General features: G+C 33.6%; 15 protein-coding genes. All 15 read right to left on the bottom strand.

The features are described from left to right. Nucleotides 1–69: 69 nt before the first annotated feature. Nucleotides 70–516, bottom strand: a complete 447-nt coding sequence (locus tag AC2H4K_RS07995) for a hypothetical protein (RefSeq protein ID WP_281140674.1) — start codon at nt 514–516, stop codon at nt 70–72. A gap of 71 nt (nt 517–587) precedes the next feature. Beyond that, nucleotides 588–1,607 (bottom strand): sugar phosphate nucleotidyltransferase, encoded by a 1,020-nt coding sequence (locus tag AC2H4K_RS07990; protein ID WP_281140675.1) that lies wholly within the window; start codon nt 1,605–1,607, stop codon nt 588–590. 142 nt (nt 1,608–1,749) lie between these two features. Continuing rightward, nucleotides 1,750–2,184 (bottom strand): dUTP diphosphatase, encoded by a 435-nt coding sequence (gene dut / locus AC2H4K_RS07985; protein WP_281140676.1) that lies wholly within the window; start codon nt 2,182–2,184, stop codon nt 1,750–1,752. Nucleotides 2,185–2,223: 39 nt separating this feature from the next. Then, entirely contained in the window at nt 2,224–3,681 is a 1,458-nt protein-coding gene (locus AC2H4K_RS07980) for an oligosaccharide flippase family protein (protein ID WP_281140677.1), read from the bottom strand. Nucleotides 3,682–3,825: 144 nt separating this feature from the next. Continuing rightward, nucleotides 3,826–4,350 carry a hypothetical protein gene (locus tag AC2H4K_RS07975; RefSeq protein ID WP_281140678.1) on the bottom strand — a complete coding sequence of 175 codons (525 nt, stop codon included), beginning with the start codon at nt 4,348–4,350 and terminating at the stop codon, nt 3,826–3,828. Nucleotides 4,351–4,512: 162 nt separating this feature from the next. Then, nucleotides 4,513–5,373, bottom strand: coding sequence for an ATP synthase F1 subunit gamma (gene atpG, locus AC2H4K_RS07970; RefSeq protein WP_493743034.1), 861 nt, complete (start codon nt 5,371–5,373; stop codon nt 4,513–4,515). A 73-nt stretch (nt 5,374–5,446) separates the two neighbouring features. Next, a complete protein-coding gene (gene atpA / locus AC2H4K_RS07965) occupies nt 5,447–7,027 on the bottom strand; it encodes a F0F1 ATP synthase subunit alpha (RefSeq protein WP_493743033.1) in 1,581 nt (526 codons plus the stop codon). 49 nt (nt 7,028–7,076) lie between these two features. Next, nucleotides 7,077–7,613 carry an ATP synthase F1 subunit delta gene (atpH, locus tag AC2H4K_RS07960; RefSeq protein WP_493743032.1) on the bottom strand — a complete coding sequence of 179 codons (537 nt, stop codon included), beginning with the start codon at nt 7,611–7,613 and terminating at the stop codon, nt 7,077–7,079. Between the two features lie 6 nt (nt 7,614–7,619). Next, nucleotides 7,620–8,120: a F0F1 ATP synthase subunit B gene (locus AC2H4K_RS07955; RefSeq protein WP_281140682.1), complete on the bottom strand. Its 501-nt coding sequence runs from the start codon at nt 8,118–8,120 to the stop codon at nt 7,620–7,622. A gap of 101 nt (nt 8,121–8,221) precedes the next feature. Next, nucleotides 8,222–8,410, bottom strand: a complete 189-nt coding sequence (gene atpE, locus AC2H4K_RS07950) for an ATP synthase F0 subunit C (protein WP_013993139.1) — start codon at nt 8,408–8,410, stop codon at nt 8,222–8,224. A 40-nt stretch (nt 8,411–8,450) separates the two neighbouring features. Next, nucleotides 8,451–9,629 carry a F0F1 ATP synthase subunit A gene (gene atpB, locus AC2H4K_RS07945; RefSeq protein ID WP_493743031.1) on the bottom strand — a complete coding sequence of 393 codons (1,179 nt, stop codon included), beginning with the start codon at nt 9,627–9,629 and terminating at the stop codon, nt 8,451–8,453. An 89-nt stretch (nt 9,630–9,718) separates the two neighbouring features. Beyond that, complete coding sequence (locus tag AC2H4K_RS07940; RefSeq protein ID WP_493743030.1) at nt 9,719–10,111, bottom strand: DUF6168 family protein; 393 nt, start codon at nt 10,109–10,111, stop codon at nt 9,719–9,721. Further along, a complete protein-coding gene (locus tag AC2H4K_RS07935) occupies nt 10,104–10,352 on the bottom strand; it encodes an AtpZ/AtpI family protein (RefSeq protein WP_281140685.1) in 249 nt (82 codons plus the stop codon). The genes AC2H4K_RS07940 and AC2H4K_RS07935 overlap by 8 nt, the downstream gene beginning before the upstream one ends. Next, entirely contained in the window at nt 10,306–10,737 is a 432-nt protein-coding gene (locus AC2H4K_RS07930; protein ID WP_281140686.1) for a bactofilin family protein, read from the bottom strand. The genes AC2H4K_RS07935 and AC2H4K_RS07930 overlap by 47 nt, the downstream gene beginning before the upstream one ends. Before the next feature lie 20 nt (nt 10,738–10,757). Then, complete coding sequence (gene porW, locus AC2H4K_RS07925) at nt 10,758–13,325, bottom strand: type IX secretion system periplasmic lipoprotein PorW/SprE (protein ID WP_493743029.1); 2,568 nt, start codon at nt 13,323–13,325, stop codon at nt 10,758–10,760. Nucleotides 13,326–13,423 lie beyond the last annotated feature (98 nt).

Here is a 13,423-nt window from a genome sequence, read left to right as displayed (position 1 = left end):
GCAAATTGCAATTAATTCTGATTAGGAATTTAGGCGCAATGAGCTATATACAATATTGTAGCAAGTTTTTTATTTATATTTCTCAAATGTTTTTTCAAGTCCTTCAATCAAAACTTTCATTGATTTAGGGTAACAGTTTCTAATGCTTTTTAATTCAATTTTAGTGTCTTTTCCGTTTTCAGAAATTAATATTGTAATAGGTGCTAAATAGTCGCAATTTGTGGCACTAATTTCCTTTTCATATTCTATTAATTTATCAGTAGATTTTCTATACACCCTACTGATAAATTTTTCGTCTAACAAGTTAACTGTTTTGATAGAATTAAACTTGCCCAAATCTATGTCATAACAATTATCAATTTCAATTTTACGACTCGTAACACGAAAGGCCACGTACTTGCATTGATTGTTGTTATATTTAGTGCTAATCAGAATCATACTCTTGTCATTTCTGACTTGACTAAATGCCATTGAAGAGATTATCAATAAGAATAAAATTCCTAAAATTAGTTTCATATTGTGTTCATTAAATGTATAACAACTTGAGATAATGAGATTTCTGCCTGCGCAGGAATGACAATCGCGATTTATTCCATCACAGTATAATCACCAATACTAATTTTAGTAAACTCGCCATTATACTTAACGTGGTTACCAATCATAGCTTCGTCTAAATTAGCGTTTTTAATAGTCGTCTGATTCTGTATTAAGCTATTTTTAACGGTTGAGTTTTCAATAACACAATCTTTGCCTATAGAAACGTTAGGGCCAACCGTAGCGTTCTTTAAAACCGTTCCTTTTGCGATGAAACACGGTTCAACTACTTTTGAATTCTCTAAAACGACAGAATCGTCAACTAATTGCTCTTCGCCATCTGCTTTTAAGAAGCCTAACATCTTGGTATTGGTTTCTAGCGTTACGTTTTTGTTTCCGCAGTCCATCCATTCATCAACTGTACCAGTTTTGAATACTTTCCCATCTGCCATCATGCGCTTTATACCATCGTTAATTTGGTATTCTCCACCATTCATTACATTTTCGTCTAAAACTTCTTGAAGCTTCGCTTTTAAAACGGCAACATCTTTAAAGTAATAGATTCCGATTACGGCTTGGTCACTCACAAAAGTTTCTGGTTTTTCTACAAGCTCAATAATTTCTTGATTGTCGTTAAGCTTCACTACACCATAAGCTTCAGGATTTTCCACTTGCTTGGTCCAGATAACACTGTCTGCACTTGGGTCTAAATCAAACTCAGCTCTTATCAGCGTATCTGCATAAGCAATTACCGCAGGACCTGAAAGTGATGGTTTAGCACTCATAATAGCATGACCAGTTCCTAACGGTTGATCTTGTCTGTAAATGGATGCTTTAGCGCCTAAATCTTCAGCCAACTCCGTTAAACTCTCAACCACATCATCTCCAAAAAAAGCTGGATCGCCAAGCACAAAAGCCACTTCTTCAATAGGTTGCTTTAAAACCTTAGCAATATCTTTTACCAAACGATGCACGATGGGTTGGCCTGCTACCGGAATTAATGGTTTTGGAACTGTTAAACTATGTGGCCTTAAGCGTGAGCCTCGACCCGCCATTGGTACTATTATTTTCATTTTTTTTAGACATTAGACCGCTTTGCTGTTAGATAATAGACGCTAGACGGTTTTTTTGATTTTTAAATGTTCTTTAAAATTTAGCACGAATTCAGAAACAATCTTCTTTCTTATTCTAAAATCGTCAATCGTAATTCTTCAATCATTTGGTTCCTGTACTACCAAAGCCCCCTTCGCCTCTATCGGTTTCTGAAAGCTCTTCAACCTCTATCCATTCTGCACGTTCGTGTTTTGCAATAACTAGCTGCGCAATGCGTTCACCATTTTGAATGGTAAATTCTTCATTTGATAGGTTGACTAAAATCACGCCTATTTCGCCTCTGTAATCGGCATCTACAGTTCCTGGTGCATTTAAAACTGTGATTCCTTTTTTTGCTGCTAGTCCACTTCTTGGTCTTACTTGTGCTTCGTAACCAATAGGTAATTCTATATATAATCCTGTACCTACAATGGTTCTTTCTAAAGGTTTAAGAATTCTATCTTCTGAAAGGTTTGCCCTTAAATCCATTCCAGCTGAAGCTATGGTCTCGTAATGCGGTAAATTATGGTTGGATTTATTTATTATTTTTATTTCCATGTTTCTTTGTCTAATCTTCTAAAAAGTGAAGACATTGTATTAATTCAAAATCTGTTTTAACTGTTTCTTTTCTAGGAAAACAACTAATCCCAAAAATACAATTATCATAGCAATTCCTATGTAGTAATTACCTGGATAATAATAAAAAGATAATGCTGACAGTGCTATCGAAACAATTAGGTACAACCCTATTTTTTTTAAATTGTAAGGTATTGGATAGTATTTTCTCCCAAAATAAAATGACAATAGCATCATAGAAGCATAGGCCACTAATGTTGCTACTGCAGATGCTTTGTAACTGAATTGATGAATAAACGCTAGATTGATTATCAATGTTACCACCGCACCAAACACAGAAATATAGGCACCATATTTTGTTCTATCCGTAACCTTATACCAAACAGAAAGATTATGATATATACCTAAACAGAAATTTGCTAAAAGAATTATAGGAACAATCCACATGGCTTCCCAATACGCCTCACTTCTTATGATGAAAGGTTTAATTAAATGTGCAAAAACAGCAACTGTTAATAGTATAATGGAACCAAAGGCTACAAAAAATTCAAGAATTAATGCATAGTTTTTTTGAGGGCTTTTTGATTTGGCATGACTGAAAAAATACGGTTCAATTCCAAGTCTAAATGCTGTTGCAAACAACGTCATAAACAATGCTAATTTATAACATGCTGAATACATTCCTATTTCGCTATCTGCTATATCTGAAGGTAACAATTCTTTTAGTAGAATACGGTCAAAAGCTTCGTTTATAGAAAATGCTACACCTGCAACCAATACAGGAAGTGCATATCTCATCATTTGTTTCCAAAGCGTTTTGTTAAATCTAAACTTGAGTTTTAAATAAAACGAAAGCATTGCCATCAATGTAAACCCACTTGCTACCAAATTTGCAATGAAAATATAACTGACTTCAAAGTTGGGCTTATAAATACTTTCAAAAAAAGATCCTTCAGATGCTAAATCTTTTAATGCTAATAGGAAGAATAAATTAAGCCCAATATTAATACAAACGTTAAGAATCTTAATTATAGCATATTTCATCGGTTTTTGATTCGCTCTAAGCCAAGCAAAAGGGATAATAACTAGAGCATCTAAAAGTAAAATCCATATGACTAAGTTGACATATTTCACATCTATTTCAATGACATTAGCAATGTGACTTTGAAATATTAATGCCAAGAGGAAAAACACCAGTGATGATATTACTAAAGAAATTGTAGCTGTACCTATAACGGCTTCTTTATCCTCTTCCTTATTAAAAAAACGGAAGAAAGCAGTTTCCATACCATAAGCTAGTATGACATTGAATAAAATAAAATATGAAAATATAACCGAGACTTCACCATATTCCGCAGGACTTGATAAGACGTCTGGACTTGTATACAATGGTACTAATAAAAAACTCAACATTCTTGGTAGCACAGTTGCTAAACCATAAATAAATGTTTGTTTAAAAAGAGATTTAAATCCGCTCAATCCTAAATTATTAGTACATCAAAAGTATTGAATTATTATTAAAAAGCTCTCAAAGCTTTTGGTGTAAAAAGAAAAAAGTCTCACCTTATCGATGAGACTTTTGCTATTAATAATTCATTTATTACAACTTAACTCTAGTGTCGGCTATTCATCGTCCGTAACAGCCAGAATAGAAGATGAGTTACTTGCGTATAAAGAAGGTGGTCCTTCTTCATAATAAGTACCAGCAACCTCATTTAAGTTTCTTATTTTGAAAAACTTTTGTTTTCCATTTTCAGTATAACTGATAGCACATTCATTATCCTTTAAGTCAAATGGATAATCTTCTGGCTTTTCGTCTTTCTTAAACGTATAATAACGTGACTTACTTTTAAGAATTGCACGATATTTTCCTTCTGTTTTAACAAGTTTAGCTTTCATGTTTCTAAAGTAAACACTGTCAATATCAACATTTGTGCCTTCCTCTAAAACAGGAATAAAAACATTAATTCCAGTACCTCCAACTTTAATACCAGCATACCATTCTTGGAAATATGCTTGCTTTAATTTTAGAGATGTTGGCTCTTCAAATCTTGTAGCAACAGCATCTTTGGAACTTGAGCATTGAAACGTAGATAAACACGCAATAGCAAATACGATGGCGAAAAACGCCTTTTTTAGTTTCTTCATTACAAAGTAGGTTTTGTTTTGGTGGTGCAATATACTACATTTTTTTACTTTATCGATATTTTTTGCATTTAATCGATGAAATGCAAATTTCATTATGATTTTATGCATAAAAAAACCCAACTTATAAAGTTGGGTTTTCTATTAATATTATGAATTAAAGTCTTAACTATTCAACGCTTCAGCACCACCAACAATCTCAAGGATTTCGTTAGTAATAGCTGCTTGACGTGCTTTGTTATAAGTTAATTTTAATTGATCTCTTAATTCTGTTGCATTGTCAGTTGCTTTGTGCATAGCTGTCATACGTGCACCATGTTCTGAAGCAAATGAATCTCTAATACCTTTATACAATTGTGTCTTTAATGACTTAGGAATTAAAGTTTCAACTATTTCTTGCTTAGATGGCTCAAAAATGTAGTCTAAATTAACGTTAGAATCACTTTCAACAGGAACAATTGGTAAAAACTGCTCAGTCATTACAACTTGAGTTGCAGCATTTTTAAAGTGGTTGTAAACAATTTCCACTTTGTCGTACTTACCATCAACAAACTGTTGCATAATGGTCTCAGCAATATTAGCAACATTCTCGAAGGTTAAATCATCGAAAACTTCACTATTATTTGCAACAACTCTGTTAGACCTAGCAAAAGCATCATTCACCTTTTTACCTATTGCGTAAATAGACACATTCTTTCCGCTGTACTTATTATTAATTAAGTTATTAACTTCCTTAATGATATTAGAGTTAAAAGCTCCTGCTAAACCTCTGTTTGAAGTAATAGCAACAACCAACACATTCTTAACCTCTCTTTGTACTGAATATTGGCTAGAAGAATCTGAATCTAAGGTTGCACTTAAACTTTGAAGTAACTCAGTCAGCTTGTTAGAATAAGGACGCATAGCAGTAATAGCATCTTGAGCCTTCTTTAACTTTGCAGCAGATACCATTTTCATGGCACTGGTAATCTGCATCGTTGAAGATACTGATGATATTCTGTTACGTATTTCTTTTAAGTTTGCCATTTCTTAGTAATTAGTATTGAGTATTCAGTAGTGAGATGTTATAGTTCTCACTACTCAATACTAAAATCTATTATTATGCTCTAAACTTACCTGAAAGGTCTTTAGCTACATGTGTTAATGTATCAATAACCTCATCAGTTAATTTACCTGATTTAAGTGTATCTAGAGTATCTCTGTGCTTAGCATTTAAGAATTCAATGAAGTCTCTTTCAAATTCTTTTACTTTATCTACAGGAACATCTTTTAACAAGTTCTTAGAACCAGCATAGATAATCGCGATTTGATCTTCTACTGTATAAGGATCGTTTTGTGCTTGCTTTAAGATTTCAACATTACGCTTACCTTTTTCGATAACGTTTAATGTTGAGGCATCTAAATCAGAACCAAACTTAGCAAACGCTTCTAATTCACGGAACTGTGCTTGGTCTAATTTTAAAGTACCAGATACTTTCTTCATCGATTTAATCTGTGCGTTACCACCTACACGAGATACAGAAATACCTACGTTAATTGCTGGACGAACACCAGAGTTAAATAAATCACCATCTAAGAAAATCTGACCATCTGTAATTGAGATTACGTTAGTTGGGATATATGCAGAAACGTCACCTGCTTGTGTTTCAATAATTGGTAATGCCGTTAAAGAACCACCACCTTTTACTATTGGCTTTAATGATTCAGGTAAATCGTTCATTTCTTTTGCAATAGCATCATCATTGATAACTTTTGCAGAACGCTCTAATAAACGTGAGTGTAAGTAGAAAACGTCACCTGGATACGCCTCACGTCCTGGTGGACGACGTAATAATAATGATACCTCACGGTAAGCTACCGCTTGCTTAGATAAATCATCATAAATGATTAATGCAGGACGACCAGTATCTCTAAAATACTCACCAATTGAAGCACCTGTCATAGGAGCATAAACTTGCATTGCAGCAGGATCTGAAGCGTTTGCAGCAACGATAGTTGTGTAAGCAAGAGCACCTCTTTCCTCTAATGTTTTAGCAATACCTGCAACAGTTGATGCTTTTTGACCAACTGCAACATATATACAATATACAGGATTACCTGCATCGTAAAATTCTTTTTGATTTAAGATGGTATCAATACAAACTGTTGTTTTACCAGTTTGACGGTCACCAATAACCAACTCACGTTGCCCTCTACCTACAGGAATCATAGCATCAATCGCTTTAATACCTGTTTGTAATGGTTCTGTTACTGGTTCTCTGTAGATAACACCAGGAGCTTTACGCTCTAATGGCATTTCGTAAGTTTCACCAGAGATAGGTCCTTTACCATCAATTGGGTTACCTAAAGTATCAACAACACGTCCAACGATACCTTCACCTACTTTTACAGAGGCAATACGAGATGTACGCTTTACAGTAGAACCTTCTTTTACTGCTTTAGCTTCACCTAATAATACAATACCTACGTTATCTTCTTCAAGGTTAAGTACAATACCTTCTGCACCACCATCGAATTCTACAAGCTCACCATATTGAGCATTTGCTAATCCGTAAGCACGTACAATACCATCACCTACAGTTAATACTGTTCCTACTTCGTCTAATGAAGCGCCTGCTTCAAAACCTGAAAGTTGTTGTTTTAAGATTGCTGATATTTCAGCTGGTTTTACTTCTGCCATCTTTATTTAATATTACTACTTTGAATCTCTTTAAAACTCAAAGCGAATTTTAGTTTAATGTAAATTCTCTTTTTAACTTATTTAATTTGTCTGCGACACTAGCATTGTACTGCATATCGCCAACACGTAAAATGAAACCACCTAAGATGCTTTCATCAACTACGTTATTTACTTCAGCTTCTTTTCCTGTAAGTTCTTTTACTTTTGCTAATACTTTAGTTTTAAGATCTGCTGTTAAAGGTATTGCTGTTGTAACGGTTGCTACTTGCGTACCTTTCATTTCATCATAAAGGTGTATATAACTAGTAGCTACATCACCAAGAATTGCCAATCTTTTATTTGAAATTAAAGTATCTATTAATTTTACTGTAGAATCATTTATGTTTTTAAAAACAGATGTTAATACAGCTTTTTTATCTGAAGATCTTACTACAGGACTTTGAAGCATTTGGTTTAAATCTTCACTTTCAGCTAATGTATTAGTGATTAATTTCATATCACTATTAATAGCATCAGCAGAGTTTTGATCTGTTGCTAGGTTTAAAACCGCTTTAGCATATCGTATTGCCGCTCTTGATCCTGACATGTATTCTTAGTTTAAAGTTGCTTCACCTAACATAGACTCAACCAATTGTATTTGCTTGTCTTTGTTAGATAATTCTCCACGTACTACTTTTTCAGCAATGTCTAATGATAATCCAGCAACATGACTTTTTAATTCTGCCATAGCTGCTTTCTTTTCACTTTCAATAGCTTCTTGTGCTTGAGCAATGATTTTACCTGCTTGTGCTTGCGCTTCTTCTTCAGCATCAGCAATCATCTTAGTCTTAAGCTCTCTAGCTTCTTTAAGCATAGTTTCGCGCTCTAATCTTGCTTCTTGCAATAACTTTTGGTTATCTGCTTGTAGGTTTTCCATTTCCTTTTTAGCATTCTCAGCAGCATCTAAAGCTCCTTGAATTCCTTCTTCTCTTTCGTTTAACGAATTAAGAATAGGTTTCCAAGCAAACTTCACCATTAAGAATATTAAAAGCAATAACAATATAGTTTGCACTACAAATAAGCCTGGTGAAAAATCGTTTAATAACTTATCCATTGTTGTATATAATTAAATAATGTCTTTCTTTTTTTAATTTAAAAACACGTCCTGCAACCAACCGTTACAGGATAGTGTTTTTGTAAATTTTGATTTGATTCTTATTTTCCTAAGAATAAAGCACCAAATGCTAAACCTTCTAAAAGTGCAGCAATGATAATCATAGCTGTTTGGATTTTTCCTGTTGCTTCTGGTTGACGAGCAATACCTTCCATTGCTTTACCACCGATTTGACCAAGACCAATACCTGCTCCGATTACGATTAAACCCGCTCCAATTAAATTGTACATAGTAAATAAATTTATATAGTTAAATTAAAAAAACTCATCTTCAAATGAAATTCTCTCTTACGTCTTCCGCATCAGGAATTTCATGACCATTTTCATCATGTTCATGTTCATGGTCGTGCTCTGCTACAGCCATACCAATAAATAAAGCTGAAAGCATAGTAAATATATAAGCTTGTAAAAATGCTACAAGAACTTCGATTAATGTGATAAAAAATGACAACACTAAAGACAAGCCTGTTGCACCCGCTACAGTTAATGTATCTTTTAATGTAAACATGATTGCTATTAAGCTCATTACTACAATATGACCTGCAGAAATGTTAGCAAACAAACGCACTAATAATGAGAATGGCTTAATTAAGAACGCACCTGCTAATTCTATAATAGCTAAAACAGGTCTGATTAAAACCGGTACACCTGGCATCCATAACATGTGCATCCAGTAATCTTTATTTCCACTTACTGTATAAATAACTAAAGTAAAGATAGCTAAACATGCTGTTACCGCTAACTGACCTGTAACATTAAAACCAAAAGGAGTAAGGCCCATTAAGTTTAATATCCAGATAAAAAAGAATACCGTTAATAAATATCCCGTAAACTTTCTGTAATGTTTATCTCCAATATTTGGTCTTGCTATTTCGTCTCTAACATAAATTACCAATGGTTCTAAAACACGTCCAAAACCTGTAGGTATTTGCTTGTTTTTGTATTGTTTTGCCAATCTTGAAAACCAGAAAAACATCAACAAACCAACAAACAACACACCAACAACACTTTTAGTTATTGAGAAATCTAAAACTTTGTGAGCGTTTTTCGCATGGTGATCTTCATCAAAACTCACCTCTGAAGCCCCTGATTCTAGCTCGTATATTTTACTATGGATTTTAGCGAATTTTTGACCATCTTTTTCAACGATTACGTGACCATCGTCATTATGATGAAATTCAGAAGACATAAAAGTTACTAAACCTTCCGATGTCCAAAGAATAACTGGAAGTGGGAATCCGAAGTGTTTTCTCTCACCTTCGTCATTAGTATAAGAAAAAAGCGAAAAATCGTGAGAGTCTTGAATATGATGTAAAATATATTCTTCTACTTCCTTTTTTGTACTTACTTGACCTTCACCTTCGTTAGAAGATTTAGCGTAAATAGATGTTGACAAGAACACTAAAACTGCAAGTGTTATAAATTTAAAACTTTGTTGAAATATCTTCATTGTTATAAAATCAAAAAAACCACTCTTTTCAAATTCCGTGCAAAAGTACGCATTTTATTAAAATAACAATGCCTTTTTTATCTTATTATTCATGTGACTTTTTTATTAATGATTTTAACGACAAAAAACACCTCTAATCCTAGAAATGAGAGCAATGGAATTAGCAGGTTTAATCGCTCTGCCATGTTTAAATCACCTAAATTGAAAACAGAATCTTTAAACGCAAAATAAAATAGCGCACCTTTAATAAATAGTGTGGGTAAATAGATAAATCCTAGCTGCGGTTGAAGGTTTTTTATTTGTGAAAATAACTTAAAATGTACACAAATGATTAGTGACGCAACGGCGAAAAACAAGTTGGTATCCCAAGTTTTGTATCTTAATAGAATTTCCGAACTGTTGAGCATTGCTTCTTGGGAAAACTGAACTATTAAAAACAAAACCCCAAAAGAAACAGTGTAAACCAATAGAGATTTAATCATCGTCTTTAGACACTTTAATGACTTGGGAAATTACTAAATACATCGAAATAAATACTGAAATAAGTGTTACTGTAGACTCCCAAAAATCTTTATCATATTTTTCATCTAACCATTGCCCTAAATAATTTCCAAGAAAAATGGTGCCTCCCATTTGAAAAGCTACAGAAGTAAATCTTAGAAACTTATTGGGTTTGTTATTTGGCTTGGGCTTGGGCTGCTTGTTCTGATTTGGCTGACTCACTAGATAATGATTTAACGGTGCCTTTCATACTACAGGTGGCATTAAATGTTGCTCCTGGTTCAACAGCAAGTTTAGTGATATGTACTTCACCTTCAATGTGTGCGGTAGACTTTAGTGAAAGTGTACCTGACAAGATTAATTTTCCTGAAAACTTACCTTCAAAATCTGCGTTTTCTCCTTGAAGTGTTCCTTTTATAAAACCAGATTTACCAACAACTATCTTTCCAGAGGTTTTTACATTACCTTCAACAGTGCCATCGATTCTAAATGGTCCTTGGCTTGCTATATCACCTACTATTTTTGTGCCTTGTGCTATTATGTTCTGTTGTGTACTTGTTTCCATAATTGATAGTTTGTTTTGTTTTTTTTTGTCTGGAGAAAACATGATAATTCTTTTGTTTTAAATTACTGTAATTTCAAATAAGCATTTAAATTTTTATGTCGTTGAATAATAGCATAATTCGTTGAGGAAATAGCAAAATACGGTTTTGTTATTTTTGGTTTTACTTTTCTTCCTCTTTTGTCCTTTTCTTCGGATTGAAGTATTTGCGCAAAGCCATTGGCACCTTCAATACTCTTAAGACCATGAACTACTACAAATGTAGTATTTTCATCATAAATATCCTTAGATGTTGTTAGGTCAAAATAATCAACTTTGGCAACTTCTTCGTCTAAGATCTTAATAAATTTATCAATATCTTCGTCTGTATTGTTATCAAATTGATATATCACATTAAATTTTTGAGCTTTATCATCTGCTAAAAACTCTTTCTTAGCCAAAACCGGAATTGCGTCCTGCAACAGCTCTTGTGCTTTTTTGCCTTCTTCTGTATTTGGATATGTTAATGCTATGTAGTTTACTCCTTCTCTGTAAGCTTCAAAACCATATAATCTTCCTTTTGCTGATGCTTTTAGTATTTCAAACTTGGCAACGATATCATCACCTTCAAATCGTTTTATTTGCTTTTCAGCTCCTGTAATAACCTCAGCGTATTGCTCTTTTTCAAATTGCGCATAGAGTTTTTCATAAATAGCCTCTGGACTATTTTCGTCTTTTGAAAGTTCGGACTGCGGATTCAGTAAAATCTCTGCGTAACGTGATTCTGGATAATTTTTAATAATATCTTCCTTTACGGTTAGAGCCGATCTGTCTAAGCCTAATCCAGAATAAATTTGATATAAGTTGTATTTAGATGGTAAAATTAATCGGGCTTCAGGCTTGTTTATTAAAAGTGTTTCTAGCTTGTTTTTTGCTAATTCATACTCTCTAAACTTCTCTTTATAGATAATACCTAGTTGGTAATATGCATAATTTCTTTCTTTTACAATGCTATCTATTTCGCTTTGCTTAGTTGGTAAAGATGCCAAATAGGTTTGGGCATTGAATTTTGGATCTTCTTCTGAAGACACCGTTTCTTCACCTACTTGCGCGCTTGTAATCTCAATATCTTCACGCTGATTTGAAAGCCTCCAATTATCTTGAAGCTTTCGATCTCCCCAAAGTTTAACAAACTCATTTTTTCCGTAAGCCACTGTTGTTGGGTTGTAGAAATAAAAATTACTACCACCTGTTGGTGTATTGGATTTTGTTTGCCTAATATCAGTAGGTAACTTAGAATTTGCTAGATCTCTATTATTAAATGTATTGTTAGTTGGAGTACTATTATTTTGTCTTTTGAGATCCTCTTCTTTTTTAGCAGCTTCTTCCTCTGCTTTTAACTTTAAGCTCTGAGCATATTTTGTGTAAATTTCTAATTGCTCAGCTTCAGGAAGGCTTATGATATTTAGTATGCTATCATTAGTTTGTGCTATACCTTCATAATAAATAACATCCTCAAGATTTTCTCTTTTTCGTTTTATGATTCGGTATGGCTTTGTGTTTTTTACCATAGCCGTCATTGTACTATCATAATAGTCGCCTGCAGTTTTGTAAATATTATGATCAAAATACATATTACCTAAAGTTTCATAATTGAGAGACTTTAGATATTTGTCTGCTGTGGTTTTTCTTAGTGATTTGTTATAATACACTTCAGCCAAACTATCAGAAGTATTAATACGATGATATTCTGCTATTCTGAAATAAATTTTATCTAAAAAAGGTCTGTTCTCCCTGTTTTCTTCAAGTTCAGTTAGGTATTCTTCAAACTCAGCTACATCACCTGTAGACGTGTCGAAATTTAATGAACGCTCAATATGCGCATTGATATAATACGATCGTGGAATCTGACGATGCATTTCAATAATGGCATCGAATTCTACATTGGCACTATCCTTTTGTCCGAATTGATTAAAAAGCTGACCTCTTATGTAATGGTATCGTGCTTTTTCGTTTTTTACTTTAGTGTAATCGGCTGCAATACCCAATTGTGTAATGGCACTATCTGGATGTTTTAAGTTGAGATAAGCTTGAGCCATTGCTGCTGTAGCATCTGCCAAATCCTGATCTTCTAACTCTTCCTCTTCAAGTAAACGCTTTAACTTTTTTAGAGCACCAACATTGTTATCTAAACGAATGCTAGACTTCTCGCGCCAAATTTTTACTTTGTTGATTTTATCACTTGTAGGATATTTATTCAAGATGTTGTTGAAAGCCGCTAGTGCTGGCACAAATCGTTGATCAAAATAACGTGCTTTTCCTAAGAGGAGGTAGGCTTCATCTATTTGAGGATTTTTCTCTTTACCATCGATGTTCATGCCGTGTTTTTGAATGGCTTTTATCGCTTTTTCTTCGGCACGCTCAAAGTCAGCATTTTTAGTTTCACCTGGCAGAAAAACATCTTCCTGAATGCTCATACGCTCCACAGGAAGTAACTCCCAAAAATTTTCGGAAAACTCGTCGTTAATAGTTGCTTTACCTCGATCTAAAGCAATATTACCATTGTAAAGAATGTTGTATTCTGTACCTAAGGCATGAAAATTTCTATTGATAAATGTATCCTTTTTACGAGAACAACTATGCAAGATTAGCATACAGCTGCCAAGGCTTAACAAGATTTTATAATAGGTTTTCAACGCTGGTTCTATTTGGTTAATAGATAACTAAAATATTATGATTTTAGTGTGTTTGC

Source organism: Winogradskyella sp. 266wxhm (genome assembly GCF_058964685.1).
The sequence above is the reverse complement of the archived record's forward strand: the minus strand, read 5'-3'. Positions and strand labels throughout refer to the sequence as shown.